The sequence below is a fragment of the Halomonas meridiana genome (assembly GCF_009846525.1).
GTDB lineage: Bacteria > Pseudomonadota > Gammaproteobacteria > Pseudomonadales > Halomonadaceae > Vreelandella.
This window is the reverse complement of sequence record NZ_CP024621.1, coordinates 941,368-965,024: the sequence shown is the minus strand read 5'-3', so window position 1 is coordinate 965,024 and position 23,657 is coordinate 941,368. Positions and strand designations below refer to the sequence as shown.

General features: G+C 60.3%; 21 protein-coding genes. 10 read left to right on the top strand and 11 right to left on the bottom strand.

Annotation, left to right across the window (positions count from 1 at the left end; all coding sequences use genetic code 11):
* The first annotated feature begins 148 nt into the window (after positions 1 to 148).
* Both CTT34_RS04660 and pta read left to right on the top strand, forming a co-directional pair.
* Entirely contained in the window at positions 149 to 1,333 is a 1,185-nt protein-coding gene (locus tag CTT34_RS04660; protein ID WP_159341402.1) for an acetate/propionate family kinase, read from the top strand.
* Positions 1,330 to 3,513 carry a phosphate acetyltransferase gene (gene pta, locus CTT34_RS04655; protein ID WP_159341401.1) on the top strand — a complete coding sequence of 728 codons (2,184 nt, stop codon included), beginning with the start codon at positions 1,330 to 1,332 and terminating at the stop codon, positions 3,511 to 3,513. The genes CTT34_RS04660 and pta overlap by 4 nt, the downstream gene beginning before the upstream one ends.
* Before the next feature lie 97 nt (positions 3,514 to 3,610).
* Here pta and cyoE read toward each other — a convergent pair whose 3' ends face one another.
* The 6 genes from cyoE to CTT34_RS04625 form a co-directional block, all read right to left on the bottom strand.
* Positions 3,611 to 4,534, bottom strand: a complete 924-nt coding sequence (cyoE, locus tag CTT34_RS04650) for a heme o synthase (protein WP_159341400.1) — start codon at positions 4,532 to 4,534, stop codon at positions 3,611 to 3,613.
* Entirely contained in the window at positions 4,492 to 4,818 is a 327-nt protein-coding gene (gene cyoD, locus CTT34_RS04645) for a cytochrome o ubiquinol oxidase subunit IV (RefSeq protein ID WP_044629017.1), read from the bottom strand. Before cyoD ends, cyoE begins: the two co-directional genes overlap by 43 nt.
* 1 nt (position 4,819) lies before the next feature.
* Positions 4,820 to 5,431: a cytochrome o ubiquinol oxidase subunit III gene (gene cyoC, locus CTT34_RS04640; RefSeq protein ID WP_159341399.1), complete on the bottom strand. Its 612-nt coding sequence runs from the start codon at positions 5,429 to 5,431 to the stop codon at positions 4,820 to 4,822.
* The gene (gene cyoB / locus CTT34_RS04635; protein ID WP_159341398.1) at positions 5,431 to 7,458 is read right to left on the bottom strand and encodes a cytochrome o ubiquinol oxidase subunit I; all 2,028 of its coding nucleotides are present in this window, start codon (positions 7,456 to 7,458) and stop codon (positions 5,431 to 5,433) included. The genes cyoC and cyoB overlap by 1 nt, the downstream gene beginning before the upstream one ends.
* A gap of 2 nt (positions 7,459 to 7,460) precedes the next feature.
* Positions 7,461 to 8,507, bottom strand: a complete 1,047-nt coding sequence (gene cyoA, locus CTT34_RS04630) for a ubiquinol oxidase subunit II (protein ID WP_159341397.1) — start codon at positions 8,505 to 8,507, stop codon at positions 7,461 to 7,463.
* A gap of 289 nt (positions 8,508 to 8,796) precedes the next feature.
* Positions 8,797 to 9,564 carry a DeoR/GlpR family DNA-binding transcription regulator gene (locus CTT34_RS04625; RefSeq protein ID WP_159341396.1) on the bottom strand — a complete coding sequence of 256 codons (768 nt, stop codon included), beginning with the start codon at positions 9,562 to 9,564 and terminating at the stop codon, positions 8,797 to 8,799.
* Between the two features lie 282 nt (positions 9,565 to 9,846).
* Between CTT34_RS04625 and CTT34_RS04620 the strand changes: the two genes are divergently transcribed.
* From CTT34_RS04620 to cdd, 7 genes are all read left to right on the top strand, one after another.
* Positions 9,847 to 10,692 (top strand): outer membrane protein OmpK, encoded by an 846-nt coding sequence (locus CTT34_RS04620; RefSeq protein ID WP_159341395.1) that lies wholly within the window; start codon positions 9,847 to 9,849, stop codon positions 10,690 to 10,692.
* Between the two features lie 34 nt (positions 10,693 to 10,726).
* Positions 10,727 to 12,010 carry a NupC/NupG family nucleoside CNT transporter gene (locus CTT34_RS04615; RefSeq protein ID WP_159341394.1) on the top strand — a complete coding sequence of 428 codons (1,284 nt, stop codon included), beginning with the start codon at positions 10,727 to 10,729 and terminating at the stop codon, positions 12,008 to 12,010.
* Between the two features lie 83 nt (positions 12,011 to 12,093).
* Positions 12,094 to 12,900 carry a deoxyribose-phosphate aldolase gene (gene deoC / locus CTT34_RS04610; protein WP_159341393.1) on the top strand — a complete coding sequence of 269 codons (807 nt, stop codon included), beginning with the start codon at positions 12,094 to 12,096 and terminating at the stop codon, positions 12,898 to 12,900.
* Positions 12,901 to 14,253, top strand: coding sequence for a thymidine phosphorylase (gene deoA, locus CTT34_RS04605; protein ID WP_159341392.1), 1,353 nt, complete (start codon positions 12,901 to 12,903; stop codon positions 14,251 to 14,253). It begins immediately after the preceding gene.
* Positions 14,253 to 15,497: a phosphopentomutase gene (locus CTT34_RS04600; RefSeq protein WP_159341391.1), complete on the top strand. Its 1,245-nt coding sequence runs from the start codon at positions 14,253 to 14,255 to the stop codon at positions 15,495 to 15,497. The genes deoA and CTT34_RS04600 overlap by 1 nt, the downstream gene beginning before the upstream one ends.
* A 93-nt stretch (positions 15,498 to 15,590) precedes the next feature.
* The gene (gene deoD, locus CTT34_RS04595; protein ID WP_159341390.1) at positions 15,591 to 16,316 is read left to right on the top strand and encodes a purine-nucleoside phosphorylase; all 726 of its coding nucleotides are present in this window, start codon (positions 15,591 to 15,593) and stop codon (positions 16,314 to 16,316) included.
* Between the two features lie 37 nt (positions 16,317 to 16,353).
* Positions 16,354 to 16,761, top strand: coding sequence for a cytidine deaminase (cdd, locus tag CTT34_RS04590; RefSeq protein ID WP_159341389.1), 408 nt, complete (start codon positions 16,354 to 16,356; stop codon positions 16,759 to 16,761).
* Here the strand turns inward: cdd and CTT34_RS04585 are convergent.
* From CTT34_RS04585 to CTT34_RS04565, 5 genes are all read right to left on the bottom strand, one after another.
* Complete coding sequence (locus CTT34_RS04585; RefSeq protein ID WP_159341388.1) at positions 16,758 to 17,747, bottom strand: LacI family DNA-binding transcriptional regulator; 990 nt, start codon at positions 17,745 to 17,747, stop codon at positions 16,758 to 16,760. The two genes, cdd and CTT34_RS04585, sit on opposite strands and share 4 nt — an antisense overlap.
* A gap of 84 nt (positions 17,748 to 17,831) precedes the next feature.
* Complete coding sequence (locus CTT34_RS04580) at positions 17,832 to 19,094, bottom strand: ABC transporter substrate-binding protein (RefSeq protein ID WP_159341387.1); 1,263 nt, start codon at positions 19,092 to 19,094, stop codon at positions 17,832 to 17,834.
* A 63-nt stretch (positions 19,095 to 19,157) separates the two neighbouring features.
* Positions 19,158 to 20,207 carry a Gfo/Idh/MocA family protein gene (locus tag CTT34_RS04575; protein ID WP_159341386.1) on the bottom strand — a complete coding sequence of 350 codons (1,050 nt, stop codon included), beginning with the start codon at positions 20,205 to 20,207 and terminating at the stop codon, positions 19,158 to 19,160.
* On the bottom strand, positions 20,204 to 20,983 hold the full coding sequence (locus CTT34_RS04570) for a ThuA domain-containing protein (RefSeq protein ID WP_159341385.1): 780 nt from the start codon (positions 20,981 to 20,983) through the stop codon (positions 20,204 to 20,206). The genes CTT34_RS04575 and CTT34_RS04570 overlap by 4 nt, the downstream gene beginning before the upstream one ends.
* A 138-nt stretch (positions 20,984 to 21,121) precedes the next feature.
* Complete coding sequence (locus CTT34_RS04565; RefSeq protein ID WP_159341384.1) at positions 21,122 to 22,531, bottom strand: hypothetical protein; 1,410 nt, start codon at positions 22,529 to 22,531, stop codon at positions 21,122 to 21,124.
* 111 nt (positions 22,532 to 22,642) lie between these two features.
* Here CTT34_RS04565 and CTT34_RS04560 point away from each other — a divergent pair, with 111 nt between their 5' ends.
* Positions 22,643 to 23,632 (top strand): DnaJ domain-containing protein, encoded by a 990-nt coding sequence (locus CTT34_RS04560; RefSeq protein WP_159341383.1) that lies wholly within the window; start codon positions 22,643 to 22,645, stop codon positions 23,630 to 23,632.
* Positions 23,633 to 23,657: the final 25 nt, after the last annotated feature.

The following is a 23,657-nucleotide window of genomic DNA, read 5'->3' as shown; positions in this document are numbered from 1 at the left end:
ACAAAAGGGCTCACGATGGGTTATATAAGGAACAGGATGCCGACATTTTACATAGAAGGCTAACTAAATTCTTCGCTGATTTTCCGCGTCGCAGCATGTTAAACTAAAGTCTATCCCCTTACCTCCTAACTACGTTACAAAGGTTGTTATGAACGCACCGGTGCTGGTTATTAACTGTGGCTCTTCTTCTATTAAATACGCTTTGATCGATGCTGACCCGCAGGCACCACGCTTAGCCGGGCTAGCGGAGCGCTTAGGCAGCAGCGACGCCCGCTTGAAAGGTAAAAACAGCGCCGGTGAAAGCTTTACCCAGCCGCTGCCGAATGCTGACCATGCCGAAGCCCTCAACGCCATTCTGGAGCGTTTGGAAGGCCGCGTGCCGGGTGCCGTGGGCCACCGTATCGTTCACGGCGGCGAGCACTTCACCCAGGCTGCCCTCATTGATGACAGCGTCATCGAGGCCATCGAAACCACGGCAGCTTTAGCACCGCTGCATAACCCCGCTAACCTGGCGGGCATTGCTGCAACTCGCAAGGTGTTTCCAGAACTGCCCCAAGTGGCCGTGTTCGATACCGCCTTCCACCAAACGCTGCCACCCCGCGCCTACCGTTACGCGCTGCCGGAAGCGCTTTACACCGAGCATGGCATTCGCCGCTACGGTTTCCACGGTACCAGCCACGCCTTTGTGAGCCAGCGCGCTGGCGAGCTGAGTAGCCGTGGCGCGGGCGGCTGGCTGACGGCCCACCTGGGCAACGGCTGCTCTACCGCGGCGGTGTGGAACAACCAGAGCCTGGATACCAGCATGGGTTTAACCCCGCTGGAAGGCTTGGTAATGGGCACCCGCAGCGGCGACGTGGACCCCGGCCTGCATGCGCATCTGCACCGCCAGTTAGGTTGGTCGCTAGATGAAATCGATAACGTACTGAACAAGCAGAGCGGCCTGCTGGGGCTTTCCGGCCTGACCAACGATATGCGCGAAGTAGAAGACCAAGCCATGGCCGGGCACCCTGGCGCCAAGTTGGCGTTAGACGTGTTCTGCTACCGCATCGCCAAGTCGCTGGCCGCGCTCTCCTGTGCACTGCCTACGCTCGATGGCGTGATCTTCACCGGCGGTATTGGCGAAAACTCACCCATCGTGCGTCGTGAAGTGCTGGCCCTGCTGCCCCACTTTGGTTTCAGCTTAGATGAAGCGGCCAACGAAGCCACCATTCGCGGCAAAGAGGGCAAGCTGGATAGCGCTGGCCATCAAGGCCCAGAAGTGTGGGTGATCCCCACCGATGAAGAGGGCCGCATTGCCATGGAAACCCGCCACTGCGTGGAGACCCCTGAATGAACAGCTCCCCCGAGCAACCGCAAGCCATTCTCCTGGTACCCACCAACGTCGGTGCCGGGCTAACGTCCGCTTGTCTTGGGTTGATTCAAGCGCTCGACACCATCGGCCTGAAAGCCGGCTTTTTAAAGCCGTTTATGCAGAACGAGCTAAACGGCCCCGGCCTTGACCGCTCCACGGCGCTGGTCTCACGCACGCTGAACCAACGCCCGCCCTCGCCCATTTCCCAGGCGCGTTTAGAGCGCCTGCTGCGCGATGACCAAACCGACGAGCTGATGGAAAACGTCATCGAGCTTTACGAGCAGGTCACACAGCAGGCCTATCGAGACGGCAGCGAGCTGGATCTTATTGTGGTGGAAGGCGTGGTCCCCACTCAGCACACCACCTACGCCACCCAAACCAATGCGCAGCTGGCCCATGCGCTGAACGCCCGCATCATTTTGGTGGGCACCGGGGATCTCAACGAACCCCAGGCGCTGGCCGAAGAGCTGGATATGCACGCCCGCAGCTTTGGCGGCGTTAGCTCTAGCCGCACCTTGGGCGGCATCTTGATGCGCATGAAGAACCTGCCCTACGGCCAGGAAGATGACCTTTCTGCCGCGCCGGGCACCATCAAACCGCAGCTGGAAGAGCCGGTACTCAACGAGCTGCGCCGCTACTCCCCGGCGCTGGCTACTGACCGCTTCCACCTGATTGGCGTAGTGCCTTACAGCAAAACTCTGAGTGCCCCGCGCACGCTGGACGTGGCCCGGGCGCTGAATGCCAAGGTGCTCAACGAGGGCGAAGCCGCCAGCCGCCGCGTGCTCTCTACCAGCCTGTGCGCTCGAAGTGCGGCCAACGCGCTGCATATCTTCACGCCGGGCAGCTTGGTCGTGGCCTCCGGCGACCGTGACGATGTGGTGCTGGCCTCCGCGCTGGCGACCATGAACGGCACCCAGCTGGCGGGCGTGCTGCTCACCAACGGCTTCTTGCCCAACGAGGGCATGATCGAGATGTGTCGCCCGGCGCTGAAAACCGGCCTGCCGGTGCTGGCGGTAGAAACCGACAGCCTGACCACGGCGCAAAACCTGAGCCAGCTCAGTACTGAAATCCCCATGGATGACTTCGAGCGCGCCGAGCAGGTGGCCCGCTACGTGGCTGCCCACATGGATTTGGAGTGGCTGAAAGCCAAGCTGAGCCGTGGCTACACCCGCCGCCTTTCGCCCTCAGCGTTCCGCCACCAGTTGGTGAAGCTCGCTCAGCAGGCCAAAAAGCGCATCGTGCTGCCGGAAGGCGACGAGCCGCGCACCATCGAGGCGGCAATCATCTGCCAGCGTCGTGGCATTGCCGACTGCGTGCTGTTGGGCAAACGCGAAGATATCGAAAGCGTCGCCCATCACCGTGGCCTCACGCTGCCCGATGCGCTGACCATCATCGACCCGGAAAGCACCCGCGCCAGCTACATTGACCCGATGGTCGAGCGCCGTCGCGGCAAGCTCAACGAACTGACCGCCGAAGCGCAGCTTCAGGATAACGTGGTGCTGGGCACTATGATGCTGCAGCTCGATGAAGTGGATGGCCTGGTGTCTGGCGCGGTTCACACTACTGCCAACACCGTTCGCCCGGCGTTTCAGCTGATCAAAACGGCCCCTGAGTACAATCAGGTGTCGTCGATCTTCTTTATGCTGCTGCCGGAACAGGTGGTGGTGTACGGCGACTGCGCGGTAAACCCAGACCCGGACGCCGAAACCCTGGCAGAGATCGCCCTACAGAGCGCCCGCTCTGCCGAGGCGTTTGGTATAGAGCCGCGCGTGGCGATGATCAGCTACTCCACCGGTGACTCCGGCACCGGCGCGGATGTGGACAAAGTGCGCGAAGCTACTCGCATCGCTAAAGAGCGCGCGCCGCATCTGGCCATCGACGGCCCGCTGCAGTACGACGCCGCCGCCATCGAAAGCGTAGGCAAGCAGAAAGCCCCCGACTCCCCCGTGGCGGGCAAGGCCACCGTGTTCGTGTTTCCCGACCTCAACACCGGCAACACCACCTACAAAGCGGTGCAGCGCAGCGCCCGCGTGGTGAGCGTTGGCCCGATGCTGCAAGGTCTGAACAAGCCGGTGAACGACCTCTCCCGTGGCGCGCTGGTGGATGACATCGTCTACACCATCGCTCTCACCGCGATTCAGGCCAGCCAGCGGGAAAGCTAGCCACTTGCCGCGTACCATACGCGCTAAAAAAACGCCCCGAACAGTGAACTGTTCGGGGCGTTTTAAGTTTTGCGTCAGGTTGAATCGTTAGGATGTATTACGCCCACATGGGCACCATGGCTTCCAATACCATCACTAAGCTCATGGCGGTAATGGTCAGAATCGAGACGCCGAACACCTTCTTCGCCCAGCGCACGTCGTCATCTAACCGGTAGCCGCATAGCGCCAGATAAAGCCAGTAACCACCCATGGTCAGCGCCACACACAGGTAGCCTGCGCCTGCTTGGCTGGCCAGTACCAGCGCCAGTGACGCGGGAATAAACGCCACGATATAGCCCAGAATATGGTGCTTGGCCCGCTTAATGCCGTGCACCACCGGCAGCACCGGGATGGAGGCGCGACGGTAATCCGCATAGCGGAAAATCGCGATAGCGTAGGAGTGCGGCATCTGCCACAGACAAAAAATCACCAGCAGCATGAACGCGCCGCTGTCGAACTGCCCCGTGACCGCGCAGTAGCCCACTACCGGCGGCATCGCGCCGGAAAGGCTGCCCACCAGCGTGCCGTACTCGGAGTGGCGCTTCATATAGAGGCTATACACCCCCACATACACGCCCCAGCCGATTACTGCCAGCGCCACCGTTAAGCCGTTGGTACCCAGCGCCAAACAGACCACGCCGGCCACCCCCAACAGCGCTGAAATCCCCAGCGCCTGGGTGATCGAGATGCGGCCCTTGGCCAGCGGGCGATGGCGCGTACGCGCCATCAGTGCATCGATATCCCGATCAATCACGTTGTTGCAGGCGCAGCCCGAGGCGATGACCAGGGCAATACCCATCATCACCGAGGCAAAGGTGACCCAATCGAAGGTACCGTGGGCGGCTAGGAAGTAGCCGCCCAAGGTCGCAATCAGATTGCCACCGATGATCCCCGGCTTGGTGAGCGCCAGCACGTCGCGCCAGCGGCTCGGTGCCACGTTCAGCCGATCATCATGTTGAGATGCAGATGCTGCATGATCCATAACGAGCCCCCTACCACCAGGACGAGTATCGTCAGTGTGAAAACGAAGGACATGACGTTCCAGCCTTCGTCGGCCTTGGTATTCATATGCATAAACATGACCAGCTGAACCAAAATCTGCAGCACGGCTGTTATAGCGATGACCACCACCGTCGTGGCGGTGCTTAACGCACCGCTCATAACGACCGCGAACGGAATCACGGTTAGCACTAAAGATAGCAGAAGCCCCGTCACATACGATTTAACGCTGCCGTGGGATGACGTTGAAGATGATGAATGGCTCATGTCACAGCACTCCCATCAGATAAACGAACGAGAACACGCAGATCCACACGATGTCCAGGAAGTGCCAAAACAGGCTGAGGCACAGAATCCGTGGACGCGTCATCGGGGTGATGCCCTTGGTCGAAAGCTGCACCAGCATGACCAGAATCCACACCAAACCCACGGTGACGTGAAGGCCGTGGGTGCCGACCAGGGTAAAGAACGACGAAAGAAACGCGCTCTGATCAGGGCCGTAGCCCTGATGAATCAGATGCTGAAACTCGTACACTTCCATGCCGACGAACGCGGCACCCAGCAGGAAGGTGATCGCCAGCCACGCTTTTACTTGGCCGACGCGCTCGGCGTTCATCGCCAGCACGCCCATACCAAAGGTGAAGCTACTGAACAGCAGCAGGAAGGTTTCCACCAGCACGAAGGGCAGCTCGAAGATATCCGCCGCCGTGGGGCCGGCAGCCGTGCCTTTCATCAGCACGGCGTAGGTAGCGAACAGTGACCCGAAGATCACCAGGTCACTCATCAAGTAGACCCAGAAGCCAAACACTTTCGTGCCGGTCGCGTCGTGGTGCTCATGGGGCTCGGCTGCGGCGCCATGATGTAGGGTATCGGTGGCCATTACGCTCGTGCCTCCACATAGTTGGTCTGTTCACGATCAGACGCTGCGCTACTCGGCGCAGAGGTTTTGCGCTTTTCGTGCTCGCGCTCGATGCGCGCCACTTCAGCGGCGGGCACGTAGTAGTCGATATCTTCGTTGAATACACGTGCTAGGAAACTTACCACCGCACCCAGCGCGCCGACGGCGGCCAGCCACCAGATATGCCACACCAGCGCAAAGCCTAGAATCAGCGCGAAGAAGCTGATGACCGGCCCCGCCACGGTGTTACGCGGCATGTGAATATCGGTGTAGGGCGCTTCGTCCAACTGCTCGTTACCCCGCTGCTTTTGCGACCAGAAGCTGTCGATATCACCGACTTCCGGCAGGCGCGCGAAGTTGTAGAACGGCGCAGGCGACGAGGTCGACCACTCCAGCGTGCGGCCATCCCAGGGGTCGCCGGTCAGGTCGGCATTCAGCTTGCGGTCGCGGATGCTGACCCAGAACTGAATGATGGTGCAGGCAATCCCCATCATGATGATCACGGCACCTACCCAAGCCAGAATCATCCAGGGTTGCCACTCAGGATTCGCGTAGGACTGCATACGGCGCACGGCACCGAAGAAGCTCAACACGTAGAGCGGCATGAACGCGACGTAGAAGCCGATGAACCAGCACCAGAACGAGCGCTTGCCCCACTTCTCGCTCAGCGTGAAGCCGAACGCTTTGGGGAACCAGTAGGTCAGGCCCGCCATCATGCCGAATACCACGCCGCCAATAATCACGTTGTGGAAGTGGGCAATCACGAACAGGCTGTTGTGCAGCACGAAGTTAGCCGCCGGGAGCGCCAGCATCACGCCAGTCATACCGCCTAGGGTAAAGGTGATGATGAAGCCAAGGGTCCACAGCACCGGCGAGGTCAGCTCAAGGCTGCCGCGGAAAATGGTAAACAGCCAGTTGAACACCTTCACCCCGGTGGGGATGGCAATGATCATCGTCATGATGCCGAAGAAGGCGTTCACGTTGGCGCCAGCACCCATGGTGAAGAAGTGGTGCAGCCACACGATAAACGACAGCAGCGTGATGGCCACCGTGGCCCAGACCATGGTTTTGTAACCAAACAGACGCTTGCGCGCGAAGGTGGCGATGACTTCAGAGAACACGCCAAAGGCCGGCAGAATCAGAATGTACACTTCCGGGTGACCCCAGGCCCAAATGAGGTTGACGTACATCATCATGTTGCCGCCAAAGTCATTGGTGAAGAAGTGCATACCGAAGTAGCGGTCAAGCGTTAGCAGCGCGATGGTCGCGGTCAGAATCGGGAACGAGGCAATGATCAGGACGTTAGCGCACAGCGACGTCCAGGTAAAAATCGGCATGCGGAACAGGGTCATGCCTTGGGTGCGCATTTTCAGAATGGTAACGAAGAAATTAATGCCGGTGAGCGTGGTGCCTATCCCGGATATTTGCAGTGCCCATATCCAGTAATCGACCCCCACCCCAGGGCTAAACTCTATCCCCGATAAAGGCGCGTAAGCGAGCCAGCCGGTTTTGGCGAACTCCCCTACCACGAGGGAAATATTGACCAAAATCGCCGAGACGGCGAACAGCCAGAAACTCAGGTTATTCAAAAACGGGAAAGCAACGTCGCGTGCGCCGATTTGCAGGGGCACCACCAGGTTCATCAGGCCGATGACCATGGGCATCGCAACGAAAAAGATCATGATCACGCCGTGGGCGGTAAAGATCTGATCGTAGTGTTCAGGAGGGAGATAACCTGCGGCCCCACCGGCCGCCATGGCTAATTGGGTACGCATCATAATCGCATCGGCAAAGCCGCGAAGCAGCATGACCAAGGCCACCACGAAGTACATGATGCCGAGCTTTTTGTGGTCAACGGAGGTAAACCACTCGTTCCACAGCCAGCCCCATTTACGGTAGTACGTCAGTGCGCCCAGTAGCGCGGCACCCCCAATCGCCATGAAGGCGGCAACGACCATAATGATCGGTTCGTGATACGGAATTGCTTCTAACGTGAGTTTTCCAAACATGCTTAACCCCCCGCTTCAACGCTTGTGGGATGGCCGCCCAAGGCGTGGTCATCACCTGCATGCTGATTGGTAACGTGGCCGATCGCGGCCTGCTGTTGCGACCCGTTGGCGCTCTCTAGCTCGCTGGATTCGCCGTGGCTATCGTGGGCATCACTGATGGCGTCACCGTGGTTTGCATGACCGCCGTGCCCACTGCCGTCACCACTGTGGAAGCTGCTGACGATCGACTCATACAGCTCGGGCGTGACCGCCGAGAAGTACTCCACCGGGTGATACTCCGTCGGCTGCGCCAAGGCTTCGTAACCATCCGGGAAGGTCAGGGTGTCGTCGGCGGCACGCACGTTTTCCACCCAGGCGTCGAATTCCGCCGGAGAGGTGACGTGGGCATCGAAGGTCATCCCAGAGAAGCCAGCACCGCTGTAGTTGGTGGAACGGCCGGGGTAGACGCCCTCTTCGTCGGCAATCAGGTGAACGTCGTTATCCATGCCCGCCATGGCGTAGATCTGGCTGCCTAAGCGTGGAATGAAGAAGGCGTTCATTACCGAGCCAGAACTCACTCGGAAGCGCACGGGGGTATCTACCGGGAAGGCCAGTTCATTGACGCTAGCAATGCCCTGTTCCGGGTAGATGAACAGCCACTTCCAATCCAGCGCGACGGCTTGGATCTCCATGGGTTCCACGTCGCTTTCCAGCGGTTTGTGGGGGTCCAGGCTGTGGGAGGTTTTAAAGGTGAGAAAGGCGAGTACGGCAATGATCAAGCAGGGCACGGTCCAAACGGCCGCTTCGATGGCGTTGGAGTGCGCCCAGTCCGGCAGATACTTGGCGACGCGGTTACTGCGCCGGTAGCGCCAGCCAAACAGCAGCGTCATCACGATGACCGGAATGACCACGATCAGCATCAGCCCAAAGGAGGTCAAAATCAGCGAGCGTTGCTCGACGCCAATCTGCCCCTTGGGATCCAGCAATGCAGAACTGCAGCCCGTTAACAGCAAGCACAATACGACGAGCACAAAAGTGCCTCGCCTGCGCCAGTGGGTAGGTAGTTGCATGGTGTGATCTCATCAGAGAGTTGTCTAAAACAGCCTGCTGCTTGGCGGACGTGTAGCCAACTAAGTAGCAAGCTAACTATCACCCCATACTTTTCCCAGAACAGTGAGCGCAACTGCGTTGCTCCGGGAAAAATATGCGCCACCTTATGGGGTTGGTGGCGAGCCTTGGCCGTGCACCTTGCGTGCATCAACTAAGACTAAAGTATTTTCTATTGATCTGGGTCAATCAGAAAGAGACGTTATGCCGCACCCTGCGCACCCGTTGGGTGCCAAGCAGCATCCTCTCTGTTTAGGCGAGCGTGACGCTCAAGGTGGGCAGTGGATGGCGCTCCAGCAGGCCAGGGGCTCGCTCATCGTCGGTGACGACGATATCGAAATCCTCCAGCGAGGCAAAATAGGCCGGGCGCACCACGCCAAATTTGCTGGCATCGACCACCAACAGCCGCTGCATCGCCGTGGCAATGGCCGCTTGTTTGGGCCCGACTTCATGAAAATGAAAGCAGCTTACGCCTCGTTCGCAATCCACGCCTGCGGCAGAGATCAGTGCTTTATTGATGCCCAAACGCTCGATAGCAGCGCCCATGCCGTCGCTACCAAACGATTGGGAGGAGGCATAGAACAGTCCGCCCAGCAGCACCAAGCGCACGTTGGGCAACCCGGCCACGGCGTTGGCCACGTTGAGCGCATACGTCACTACGGTTAATTCGCGGAAGCGGCTGAGCTGGCCCAGCAGCGGAATCAGTGTGGAGCCGCAGTCGATGAACAGCGTGTCGCCCTCTTCGATAAAGCTGGCTGCACGCTGGCAAAGCCGCTGCTTCACTTGGTAGTGACTCGCCTGCTGTTCGGTCAGATCGTACACCGGCGTCACGCCCGGGTAGCTGGCCATCACCAGCCGCCCACCCAGTAGACTAATGGCCGACGGCTGCGTTGAAAGGTCCCGACGAATGGTCATTTCGGAGACGCCGCACAGCTCGGCAGCATCGCGAAGATGCAGCGTTCCCCCGCTAGCCAACGCTTCTTGCAACATCGCCATGCGCTGTGCGCTCCGATCGTTCATGTCTGGCATCTCCTTATGATTCATTTTGTTATCAGCACTAAGCCCTACCAGGCGCTCTATGCTGAGCTAGCCCCTCGCTGATTTCCACTGCTACGCACGTTTATCACCCGCATATGATGCGCTTATCACATTTAAATAGCGTTGATGTGACAATACTTGCAAATCAACGTTAAAAAAATAACACTCAATGTTATAATTTTAACATCAACGCCAGCCCACACGACCCATAACGTCGGAACGCCAGCCCCTCTGGCCCCGAGATACAAACCTGTTGAGGCTTCCATGACTGCTCTATCCCACTCTCGTTCTTCTTCGTTCGTCACGCTTGGCGCTGGCGTTTTACTGGCCAGTGCTGCCGTAGCAACCCCTGCGTTTGCCGACGATGCCGAGCCGCAAACCCTCGACCGTCTGTGGTCGTTTGCCAACGTTTCAGTCAACTACCTGGACTGGTCGAACGGCACCGAAGCACGCACCGCCAGCAACGCGGCGAAAAGCGACTTTACGTTCGTTGAAATCGAAGGCGGCGTCGGCTTTAGCTGGGGCGAATTCTACGGCTTCTTCGATTTCGAGAACCCGACCAACGACCAGTTCGACCAAGCCAGCGGCGGTAAAGACAACTTCCGTACTGCGGGTAAAGTGACCTCTCACATCTACTTGGGCGACAGCCCGCTGTCGATTTACGCCCACCTGTACGATTTCCGCGACTACGGCTACGAGTCTCGCGAGCAAGACCAAATTCTCGGCTTGGGGTATCGCACCACGTTCGACAACGGCCTGTGGTTCAAACCGTTCATCGGTGCAGCCCGTGTGCAGAGCAATAGCTACACCGGCATGAACGGCTTCATGGCTGGCTGGGTCGCGGGCTACGACTTTACCGCCCTGAACCAAAACTTCAGCGTGACCAACTGGCACGAGCAGACCTTCGGCCGCGACGACGAGTACCTGACTCAGAACTACGTGGGCGACAAAGCAGGCAGCGTCGGTACCAACGGTGCGCTGAGCCTATGGTGGCACCCGTCCGATCTGATCACCACGGGCGTGCAGTACCGCTACTCAGAGAATAAACTGGGCACCCCGGACGCTTATCAAAACGCGATGATCTACTCAGTGAAGTTGAACTTACTGTAATCGCTCACACTCCTCACGATCCGAAGGTACTCCCATGACCCTCATCATGAGCTTGGTTGGTATGGTCACCCTGGTGGCCATCGCCCTGATCTTCTCTTACGACCGCAAGTCGATTCGGCTGCGCACCGTGCTGGGTGCCTTCGCCATCCAGGCCGGTATTGGCGCGTTCGTGCTGTACGTGCCGTTCGGCCAGGCGGTGCTTCAGGCCATCTCGGCGGGCGTTAGCCAGGTACTGGTGTACGCCAACGACGGTATCGGCTTCCTGTTTGGCGGCTTGGCCGATGTGGAAAACGTCGGTTTTGTGTTTGCCATCAAGGTACTGCCGGTCATCATCTTCTTCTCGTCGCTGATTGCCGTGCTCTACTACCTGGGCATCATGCAGTGGGTCATTCGGATTCTGGGCGGCGCGCTGCAAAAAGCACTGGGCACCTCACGTACCGAATCGCTCTCCGCGACTGCGAACATCTTCGTCGGCCAAACCGAAGCACCGCTGGTGGTGCGTCCGTTCATTGCCCGCATGACGCCTTCGCAGCTATTTGCGGTGATGTGTGGCGGCTTGGCATCGGTAGCCGGTTCCGTTTTGGCGGGCTACGCGGCGCTGGGTATTCCGATGGAGTACTTGGTCGCGGCCTCTTTCATGGCGGCGCCGGGTGGCCTGCTGTTCGCCAAGCTGATCATGCCGGAAACCCAAGACGCTGAAGACAGCGACAGCGTTTCCAAGGTCGATGAAGAGCTGAAAGAGCAGGACGACAAACCCACCAACGTGCTGGATGCAGCGGCCTCCGGTGCAACGTCTGGCCTAATGCTGGCAGCCAACGTCGGTGCGATGCTGCTGGCGTTCATTGGCCTGATCGCGCTGATCAACGGCATTTTAGGTGGCGTTGGCGGCTGGTTCGGCTTTGAATCGCTGAGCCTTGAGCTGATTCTCGGCTGGCTGTTTGCGCCGCTGGCCTTCCTGCTGGGCGTGCCCTGGGAAGAGGCGACCCTGGCGGGTTCGTTCATCGGCCAGAAGCTGGTGGTCAACGAGTTCGTGGCCTACATCAACCTGGCCCCCTATATCGATGGGGAACAGGTGGTGGCGGCAACGGGTCAGATGATGACCCCGCACACCATGGCGATTCTCTCCTTTGCCCTGTGTGGCTTTGCCAACCTGTCGTCCATTGCGATTCTGCTGGGCGGCCTGGGTAGCATTGCCCCCACGCGTCGCAAGGAGATTGCCCGCTTCGGTGTGAAAGCCGTCTTGGCCGGTACGCTCTCTAACTTGATGTCTGCTTCCATCGCCGGCTTCTTCATTGCGCTGAGCAACGTCACGGCGTAACGCAGCGAGTACGACACCATGCAACGGGCGCTGCTATGTTTTCGCAGTGCCCGTTTTGTCTTTTATTGATTTGCGAGAATTTCATGAACGCGACTGCCTCCCCCCAGCTCACTCAAGCCCAACTCACCCAAGCCGCTCGCCAAGCGTTGACGCTGATGGATTTGACCAGTCTGAACGACAGCGACACTGACAGCGTGATTGAAGCGCTGTGCCAGCAGGTGAAGACGCCGTTCGGCAACCCGGCGGCGGTTTGCGTTTATCCGCAGTTCATCGTCACCGCCGCCCGCGCCCTGAGTGCCCACAAGTTGGACGGCCAAGTCAAGATTGCCACCGTGACTAACTTCCCCCACGGCGGCGACGACATCATGGGTGCTGCCCGTGAAACCCGCGAAGCCGTGGCGTCTGGCGCCCACGAAGTCGACGTAGTGTTCCCCTACCGCGCGCTAATGGCAGGCGACGAAGAGACCGGCCGCGAGCTGGTAGAAATGTGTAAAGCCGCCTGCGGCGGACAAGCGCAGCTAAAAGTGATTATTGAATCTGGCGAACTCAAAGCGCCTGCGCTTATCCAACGCGCTAGCGAGCTGGCCATTGAAGGTGGCGCGGACTTCATCAAGACCTCCACTGGCAAAGTGCCGGTGAACGCTACCCTGGAAGCCGCCGAGATCATGCTCAAGGCGATTAAAGCCAGCGGCAAAGACGTTGGCTTCAAAGCCGCAGGTGGCGTACGCAGCGCCGAAGACGCCGCCGAGTACCTCGCGCTGGCCGCTGATATCATGGGCCCGCAGTGGGTCACGCCCGAGCACTTCCGGTTCGGTGCATCCAGCCTGCTGAATAACTTATTGAACACGCTAAACGGCAATGCTGATGCCGTGACGAATGGAGGCTACTAAATGCCGTCTAACGCTTCTCACCACGCCCTGCTCCCCCAAGAACTGATTCGCCTGAAGCGCGACGGCCAGCCGCTGCCCGCTGAAGAGATCAAAGCCTTCGTACAGGGCATCGCCGACGACCGCATCAGCGACGCGCAGATTGGCGCCTTCACCATGTCGGTGTTTTTAAACGGCATGAGCCGGGAAGAAGTCGTGGCGCTGACCACCGCCACCCGGGACTCCGGCCACGTGATGCAGTGGGATTCGCTCAACCTGCCCGGCCCGATTGTGGACAAACACTCCACCGGCGGCGTGGGTGACCTGGTATCGCTGGTGCTCGGCCCGTGGGTCGCCGCCTGCGGCGCGTTCGTACCGATGATTTCTGGGCGTGGCCTGGGCCACACCGGCGGCACGCTGGATAAGCTGGAATCAATCCCCGGTTACGACCCCTACCCCGCGCCCGAGCGCTTCAGCGATGTCGTAAAATCCACCGGTGTGGCGATCATCGGCCAAACCGGCAACCTCGCCCCGGCGGATAAACGCATCTACGGCGTGCGTGATGTCACCGCCACCGTGGAATCCATTCCGCTGATTACCGCTTCCATCCTGGGTAAAAAGCTGGCCTCTGGCCTGGACGCCCTGGTCATGGACGTTAAGGTCGGCAGCGGCGCGTTCATGCCCACCCCGGAAAAATCCCGCGAGCTGGCGAAAAGTATCGCCAACGTCGCGACCCAAGCGGGCACGCCCACCACCGCGCTGCTCACCGATATGAGCCAGCCGCTGGCCCCCTGTGCCGGTAACGCGGTAGAGATCGTCGAAACCTTGGCGCTGCTGCGCGGCGAGCGCGCCAACAGCCGTGTGATGCAGGTCACCCGCGAACTCGCCGTTGAGATGCTGATTGCGGGCAAACTGGTGGCCAACCGCGAAGAAGCCCTCACCAAGCTGGATAAAGCGCTCACCTCTGGCGCGGCGGCGGAGGTCTTCGCTCGCATGGTGCGCGAACTGGGCGGCCCTGCCGACTTTATGGAGCGCTCGGACAGCTACCTGGCCACCGCCCCGGTGATTCAAGCGGTGTACCCCGAGCAGAGCGGCATCGTCCAGCGCTTCGATACCCGCGCCGTGGGCATGAGCGTGGTGGAACTGGGCGGCGGTCGCCTGCGTAACGACGCCAGCGTCGATCACAGCGTCGGCTTTAGCGATATCGTCGAAATCGGCGACCGCGTGGATAGCCAGCGCCCGCTGGCTATCGTCCACGCCCGCACCGAAGAGGCCGCCGCTCGTGCCGCCGCCCAGCTACGCGCGGCGGTCACCCTCGGTGACGCCGAGGCCACCGCCGACACCCTGCTGCAAGAGACCTTCCGAGGAGAAGCCTAATGCGCCGTGCCGTTGTCTTAGTACTCGACTCTTTTGGAATCGGTAGCGCGCCAGACGCCGCGACCTTTGGCGACCAGGGTGCCGACACTCTAGGCCACATCGCCGCTGCTTGCGCCCGTGGCGAAGCGGATACCGCCGAGCGTTCCGGCCCGTTGAAGCTCCCCAATATGGCCGCGCTCGGCCTGTTCCACGCCCACCGGGATGCCACCGGTAGCGTGGCGGAAGGCGTCAGCCTGCCCGAGCAGTTGAACGGCGCTTACGCCCACGCCAAAGAGATCTCCAGCGGGAAAGACACCCCTTCCGGCCACTGGGAAATTGCCGGTGTGCCGGTGCGCTTCGACTGGGGTTACTTCAGCGACAAAACCGATAGTTTTCCCCAAGCGCTGTTGGACAGCATCGTCGAGCAGGCAGACCTGCCCGGCGTAATCGGCAACTGCCACGCCTCGGGCACCGAAATCATTGCCCGCCTGGGCGAAAAGCATATCGCCACCGGCAAACCTATCGTGTACACCTCGGCGGACTCCGTGTTCCAGATTGCCGCCCACGAAGAGCACTTTGGCCTAGAGCGCCTCTACAAGCTGTGCGAAACCGTTCGCGAACTGCTGGAGCCCTACAACATTGGCCGTGTGATCGCCCGCCCGTTTATCGGCGACGACCGCGAAAGCTTTGCCCGCACCGGCAATCGCCGCGACTACAGCATCGAGCCGCCGACCCCCACCGTGCTGCAAAAGCTGGCTGAAGCCGGCGGTGAAGTGGTGTCGATTGGCAAGATCGCCGACATCTACGCCCACTGCGGCATTACCCACAAGGTCAAAGCCAGCGGCCACGACGCGTTGATGGAGGCCACCCTGGCAGAAGTGGCGCGAACCGCCAACGAAACTAGCGACCGCCCGACCATGATCATGACCAACTTCGTCGATTTCGATTCGGTCTATGGGCACCGCCGGGACGTGCCGGGCTACGCCGCTGCGCTGGAGCACTTCGATGCCCGCCTGCCGGAGCTGCTCGCCGCCCTTAACGACGACGACCTGCTGCTGCTCACCGCCGACCACGGCTGCGACCCCAGTTGGGAAGGAACCGAGCACACCCGCGAATACGTGCCAATCATGGTACGCGGCGCAGGCTTCACCCCCGGCCCGCTGGGCGAGCGCGGCACCTTCGCCGACATTGGCCAAACCCTCGCGGCGTTCTTCGCCGTCGATGCCATGGCCGATGGCGAGAGCTTTTTACCGAACGCGGCATAAAAGCCGACAACCCCATTAGCACGCTTATGTGCACGGCCTGAATGCCACTGATTGGGTTATTCAGGCCAAACATTTTTTAGAGAGGAGTGTTCCATGGCTACCCCACATATCAATGCCGAGAAGGGCGATTTCGCCGATACCGTACTGATGCCCGGCGACCCGCTGCGCGCCAAGTACATCGCGGATACGTACCTGGAGAACGTGCGCCAAGTGAACGATGTGCGCAATATGTTCGGCTACACCGGCACTTATAAAGGCCGCGAGATTTCCGTAATGGGCCACGGTATGGGTATTCCTTCCGTCTCCATTTACGCCAAAGAGCTGATTACCGATTACGGCGTCAAGTCGATCATTCGCGTCGGCTCCTGCGGCGCGGTACGCGACGATGTCAACGTGCGCGACGTGGTAATTGGCATGGGCGCCTGCACCGACTCCAAAGTGAACCGCATGCGCTTCAACGACCACGACTTTGCTGCCATCGCCGATTTCGAGCTGACCAGCCACGCCGTTGCGGCCGCCAAAGCGCAGAACGTGCCGGTCAAAGTCGGCAACATCTTCTCAGCGGACCTATTCTACAACCCGCAAACCGACATGGCCGAGCTGATGAAGCGCTACGGCATTGTCGGCGTCGAGATGGAAGCCGCTGGCCTGTACGGCGTAGCTGCCGAGTTCGGTGCCCGCGCACTGACCATCTGCACCGTGTCTGACCACATTCTGAAAGGCGACTCGCTCTCCAGCGCCGACCGTCAAACCACCTTCAATGACATGATGGTGATTGCGCTCGACACCGTTCTGCGCGACGACGCTGCCAACGCTTAACCGCTTGGGAACAAGCGCCCACTGAGAGGATAACGTCATGAGCCGTGCGGATCAGGCCCTGGTAGACACGCTGTTGACCACCTTGGGCAACGCCTACGCGCCCTACTCCAACCACCCGGTCGCTGCCGTCATGGAGTGCCCGGATGGTCAGCAGTTTGCCGGTAGTAACGTGGAAGTGGCCCACTACAAAGGGCTATGCGCCGAAGCCTCGGCCATCTCTGCCATGATTACCGCCGGCCAGCGTGAGCTTGCCAAGGTATACGTCATGGGCCCTGGCGAGCATCTCTGCACGCCCTGCGGCGACTGCCGCCAGCGCATTCGCGAGTTCGCTACCCCCAGCACGCAAATCATGGTGCTCTCCAAGCAGGGTGAAGTGCTAAAAACCTACACCATGGACAGCCTGCTGCCCGATGCCTTCGGCCCGGAGCAGCTGCCAGGGCGTTAAGAGGTTTCTCGTAACACCAGCGCCACCGGCAGCGACACGTGCCGGGGCGCTTTTCCCGCCAGCGCTTCGCTCAATAGCTCGACACTCATCGCCGCAATGGCTGCAATATCCTGGCGCACCGTCGTTAATCCGGTGGCTAGTGTAGGCAGGTCGTCAAAGCCGGTAACGGCCACGTCTTCGGGCACACGAATATCGCGATCTTCCAGCGCGGCGACACAGCCGAGTGCCAGCTCGTCGGTGGCGCAGACCAGCGCATCGAACGGTAGCTGCTCAGCGCCTTCCTGATTGAGAAAGCGATTGAGATGGCGGTAGCTGGTCAGGGAGTCGGAGGTAAACCGATGAGGCAGGTTCAGCAGCTGCTCGCTCAGCCCCGCCTCGGCCATCGCTTGTTGATAGCCGGAAAGGCGGCTGTGGGGGCGCGGCACGTCTAACTCCCCGCCCACGAAGGCAATCCGCGTTCGCCCTTGTTCGATCAGATGCTGAGTGATCTGGTAGAGCCCGGAGACATCGTCCGGGGCCACCGAAAAGCCCTCCCCCGCATTGCCAATGCGCACGAACGGTATGCCTGCCGCACGCAGTACGCTTGGGCGCTCGTCCTCCCCGGTTTCCCCTAACAAAATCGCCGCGCCCGCCCGTTCGGGCAGCTCATGGGTTTGGTCGTGGTGGAAAAAGATCGGCACCATGCCCTGCTGGTGCAGCGCGACGGTCAGGTGTTGATAGAGCAGAATATAGTAGGGGCGCAGCTCGATATCCTGCCGCCCAAGGGAGATTCCTACGACAGCGGCTTTGCCGCTGATGAGCTGCCGGGCCGCTGCGCTGGGCTGATAGGCCACTTCACGGCTGATGGTGAGGATTTTGTCGCGCAGCGCGTCGCTGATCCCCGGCTTGCCGTTCAGCGCCCGGCTTACCGAGGCAATCGAGACCTCGGCACGCCGGGCAATTTCACGAATGGTGGCGGTTTGTGCGCTCGGTTTGTTCTGTTTCATGCCATGCCTCAGCCAGTCGGGCCCTGATTGTACAAAAAGCGGGGCCGAAAAGCGCTGAATGCACGGACGCTAACGCCGCTAGCGCTACCAGCCACGCCGTCCCAGTCGCGCCAGCTCGCTATCCAACTGCTGCACCGCTTGCTCCGGCGTGACGCTGCCGGACAGCGCATCGTGCACGCGGTTGAAGATCGCGTTGGAGACTCGCGGGTAGGCATCGCCGGTGACGCTGGCCGGACGCGGTACACCGTTCATCACCGTTTCATACAGTTCGCCAATGAACGGATGCGCGGCCAGTACCTCGTCGTCTTCGTACAGCGCTGGGCGCGTGGGGTTGCGGCCAAACTCGATGGCATGGGCTTTTTGCTGCGCTTCAGCGGTGAGATAAGCCACCAGGTCAGCGGCGGCCTGCGGCTCATCCGAATAGCGGGACACCGCCCAATTCCAGCCGCCCAGCGTCGCGACGGACTCGCCCTCTGGCCCGCTGGGCAGCGGCGCCACGCTGAATTTGTTCTGAATCGGCGTGCCGTCCGCTTGGCCCAGCGACCACACGTAGGGCCAGTTACGCATGAACACCGCGTTGCCCGCCTGGAAAACGCCGCGAGCCTGCTCTTCCATGTAGTTACGCACACCTTCTGGACTGATATCCCCCACCCAAGAAGCCGCTAACGCCAGCGCTTCCACCGCCTGGGGATTGTTCACCGTGACCTGCCCCTCGGCATCCACGAACGTACCGCCGCCGTAGCTCGCCACCCACTCCAGCGCGTTGGTGGTCAGCCCTTCGTAAGCGCGCCCTTGAAAGACGAAACCATGCATGCGCTCGTTGCCCGCTTCCCGTTCGGCGTTTTGAATGCGTCGAGCAGTGTCGGTGAGCGCTTGCCAGGTCTGCGGCACGTCAGCGCCGTACTGCTCAAGCAGGTCGTGGCGGTAGTAGAGCAGCCCGGCATCGGTAAACCAGGGCAGCGCGACCAGCTTGCCCTGCACGGTGTTGTTCTCCATCAGCGAGGGAATAAAGCCTTCTGCTGCGCCTTCCGGCAGGTAATCGTGCAAATCTACCAAGTGCTCGGCCAGCAGGCCCGGCCAGACGATATCCACCATCAGCACGTCGACATCCTGGGATTGGCTGCCCAACAACTGTTGGTAGAGCGACAATTTTTCGGTGGCCGATGCAGGCGTGGTGACGATATTGACCTGGTGGCCGTTGGCCTCGGCCCAGCGCTGGGAGAGCTCGGGGCAGAAATCCGCCGCCCCACCGTCGCCGCAGGCAACGGTAATTTCGGCGGCCATGGCAGGCAGCGCCGTGGGCAGCAGGGTCAGCAGTAGCAGCGGTGTTTTCAGTGGTTGGCGCATCGTCGCGTCCTCATTTTGTTATTGGGTGTCGTACGTTTAAAGATGCGTGTTGCAACGTGCTCGTTAGCTGGCAATCGCCATGCTGCGATCTTCCTGACTAGAAACGAAGCAGGCGTCCAGCACGGTTTGAATGGCCGCACCGCGAGCAAAATCGGGCTGGTCGTTCTCCCCCGTGCGAATGCTCTCGATGAAGCGCTGATAAATGCTGGGCGTGGGCGGCGCTTTAACGGTGCTCCAGCGGGCAGGATGCACATCGTCGTTCAGGCACACCTGTACCTCGTCTTTGGAGGCATCCAGATCCACGCGGATGGCGCCTTTATCACCGTGAACGCTCAGCGTTAACGAGTTGTGGTGGCCAGTGGCCCAGCGGGTCGCTTGGATAGTACCCATGGCACCGTTGGCAAAGCGTACGCGCATCAGCGCGGTGTCGTTGGCGTCCAGCACGTAGTCGCCAATGCGGTTATCCGGCGCTTTATCGAAGCAGGTGAGTTCGCAGTTGACGCGGGTGATGTCCCCCACTGGGAAGCTGGCGAAATCGACGATGTGTACACCCACATCCCCCAGTACGCCTTTGCTGCCGTGGGCTTCCGAGAGCCGCCATAGCCATTGGCTCTCCTGATCCCAGCGGCCCCAGGCGTTGCTCACCAGCCAGCTTTGGCGGTAGCTGGCGTCCACATGGCGCACGGTGCCAATGGCGCCGCCGGTGACGAGTGCGCGGGCGTGCTGAATGGCAGGGGCGTCCCGGTAGCTCAAGTTGACCATGTTGATGACGTTGGCGGCCTGGGCGGCGGCGGCCATCTCATGGGCATCCTCGGCGTTGGTGGCTAGGGGCTTTTCACACAGAATGTGTTTACCTGCGGCAATGGCAGCCAGCGACGTGACCTTGTGCACGCCATCCGGGGTGACGTTGCTCACCGCGTGGATATCGTCCCGGGCCAACATGGCGTCCAAGTCTTGATACACATCGGCAATGCCGTGGCGCTCGGCAAACGCCTGGGCTTTGGGATAGTCGCGATCGCAAACCGCCACGACCTCAACGCCTTCGATGCGGCCATAGTGCTTGGCGTGTTCGCCCGCCATGCTGCCTGCGCCAATAATTGCGATACGAATCATTTGAAGCCCTCCTCGCCGGGTTTGTGCAAGCTTTCACCTTTGATCTCGACCGGGTTGGGCGCCTGGTCGGCGGGCACGTTGGGGCAGCTATCGATCCAACGGGAGCCTTCCGGCTGTGCCCAGACAACGGCATTTTTGAGCACCCGTTTCACCTGCTCGTCGTAGTAGATCGGGTAGGTTTCATGGCCGGGGCGGAAGTAGAAAATCTTGCCGTTGCCACGCTTGTAGGTCAGGCCGGAGCGGAATACTTCGCCACCCTCGAAGGCGCTGATGAAAATCACCTCATCCGGATTCGGCACCGCGAAGGGCTCGCCGTACATTTCGGTATGGGGCAGCTCTAGATAATCCCCCAGACCTTGCACGATGGGGTGCCCAGGATTCACGACCCAAAGGCGCTCACGCTCGCCGGCTTCCCGCCATTTCAGCGAGCAGGTAGTCCCCATCAGCCGTTTGAAGATTTTGGAGTAGTGGCCGGAGTGCAGCACGATCAAGCCCATGCCCTGCAGCACGCGTTTTTGCACCCGATCAACGGTCTCTTCCAGCACGTCGCCGTGGGCGGCATGGCCCCACCACAGAAGCACGTCGGTATTCTCCAGCGTCTCCTCGCTAAGACCTTGCTCTGGGTCTTGCAGCGTGACGGCGGTGGCGGACAGCGCCTCTGACTCATTCAACCCATCGGCGATGCACTGGTGCATGCCGGTTGGGTAAATGCGTGCTACCACCTCGTTGGTTTGCTCGTGGACGTTTTCGCCCCACACGGTGACTCGTAGTGTCATCGCTCTCTCCCAAGCGTGTTCGTGTATCACTTCACCAGCCGTTTCGACCGGCGCCTGGGCAAAAAAGTAAACGTTTACGTTATTAGAGTAAACGTTTACTTATTAGCTTTTAGTCGCATTCAACGACACAAGAAGCGATTAGTCATCGCGGTTTTCGGCCACTTGCTCGACATCCACGATGCCCGAGCGGCTCACCGCGACTTTCCAACGGGCAAGGTAGGGAGAATCTTCACTGCCGGTTTCGCGCACCACTAGATTAAAAAGATGGCGGCGCTCGACGCTTTCCCGCACCGCTTGGCCCTCTTTTAAACGGTAGATGTGGTGCTTCTCTTTGCTCATTAGGCGAGTCAGCATCGAGAGGTCGATATGCAGCGTTTCGCGGGTGTGTTCGTAACCGCTGAGAAAACGGGTGGGCGACATGTGCGAGCTGGAGCGGTAGTGCATCACCACTTCGTCCCGCTGGGCGACGGTGCGCCGTCGCATCTGTTGAATGTCACGATCCAGCGCGGCGTAGCGTTTGTAGTCGAACCACTCAAGCTGCCGCCCCACCAGGGCGTTACGGGTGGGGTCGATGTACTGGCGGCGCCATTTGGGGCGGCCACGGCGCAGCCAACGCCATAGCGTATTACGCAGGTCGTCTTTGAACACCTCCCGCAGCGCATAGAGCAGCGCCATGGCCAGTACGAATAGCGCGGTGATATCGCCCAAGGCGCTGCGCAGTTGCAGTACGCCCAGCGAGACGAAGGCCATCACCACCGCCGTGGCCAGGGCTTTCACTGCCTTTTGTTCGCCGCTGCCCAGCTCCAGGGCTCGCTGCTTGAGGGTGATGGGGTGTTCGATGAGCCGCCGTAGCAGACGCATTTTATTCGACATGCGGGTCGGGTCGTCCACCACCCGCTCGGCGTTATACTCCTGGGCCTCTCGGTACTCCCCTTCGCGCTGGCAAATGGTAATGAAGCGCCGCTTGATCTCGCTGAACGCCCCTCCCCTCGGCATGTGGGCAACGAGCGCCAATAGCTGCTGCTCCGTGAACCAAGAGAGGTAGTTATCGATATTGGCAAAGTACTTGTAGAGCCGTTCGTCGCTGGGTGGGTTGCGCCGCAGGCGTTTGAGAATGCCGTCGCTCAGATCGCTCATCTCGGCGAGCTGCTCGCTCAGCGCGTCGGCTTTCTCTTGCCAGGCGGCGGGGTCATCGCTCGGTTCACGACGCAGCTTGCGGGCGTCGGAGAGCAGCGTTTGCGTGGTGCGCTCCAGTGCTCCCACGTATTGGTAGGCGTAAAGGCTAAGGCTCAAGCGGTAAGAGTCGCTGCCTAGCTGATTGCGGCTGGCGAGCCGACTGTGCACCAGCGGCAGGTGGTACTCGTCGCTGTAGTAGGTCCGCGAGACGCTGATCGCGCCATGGTAAAATGCCTCTTCGGAGATGACGTGGGTGCTCAATCCAAGCTCTTTGGGCACGAATAAGTAGACATCGAGCGTATGCGAGGTTTCCTCTTTCAATCGCCGCGACAGGCGCAGCTGGAAGCTATTTTTACGCTCAACGTTGATCACCTCACGAATCTCCTACTTCATTGCCAAACACGATGATATACCATGGTTAATTCGCCATAGTGGTCTGCTATACAGAGGCTACGGTTTACTACTTCGCCTTGGAGCTAGGGAATGTCCATCGCCCGTTTTTCACCCTTTGAGCTGCTGCTGCTCAAAAGCCGCAGCCAAGTGGATACGGCTACCCTGCTACTGCTGGGGTGGGTGCTGGTGCACCGCCAGCACGTCTCGGAAGGTCAGCGGCGCCGCCGCTTGGCCCAGGTGACGGCGCAGTTTCGCCATGGGCACGAACTGGGGCCCGTGATGAGCATTGCCCACAGCCAAGATCTGCATGCCATCCAACTGGCTGCCGAGGTGGTACGCAAAGAGTGCTCTAAAGAGCGTAGCCTGAGTGTGATGCACCAAGCGATTACCGTGGCGACGGACGACGGCGATATTTCGTTGGCCAATCATTACATTCTGCGGTTTTTAGCCGATTTGTTAAACGTGACGCCCACGACCCTGGGCACCCTGTTCCAAGAGCTGACCGGCAAGCCGCTGCGCCCGCCGGAGGATCCCAGCCGCGACGCCTACTGGCAAACCCACGACCCGGCCTACTATGCCCACAAAGCGCAGGAGGAGGCCGACGCCGCTCAGCGCGAGAAAGCGTCGCAAGAGAAGGCCGAGCAGCAACAGCGTTCCAAAACCGACAAACAGCAAGAAAAGAAGCAGAAGCAGCAGGAAAAAAAGCAGCAAAAAGAGGAGGCTCGCCGCGCCAAGGCCCGAGCGGAGCAGTCCAGCGCCGACCAGGCCAAAGCCGAGCAAGCCCGCCAGGAGCAGGCCCGGCAAGAGCGCCAGCGTCAAGAGCAGGCGCGCCAGGAAGAGGCGCGACGCCGCCAGCAGCGAAGTAGCCCGCCGCCGCCCGATCGCACCACCCGCGCGTTAGCCGTGCTGGGCTTGACCCCTGGTGCCAGCAAAACCGATGTGCGCCGCGCGTATCGTCGCATGGCCCAGCTCCATCACCCGGATCGTTTCTACTCCGAGAGCGAGCATCAGGTGGCGCTGGCGTCGGCGCGTTTTCAGCGCATCAAAAATGCCTATGATTATCTGATGCAAACCTACTAATCGTTACGCTTGGAGAGAGACTCCC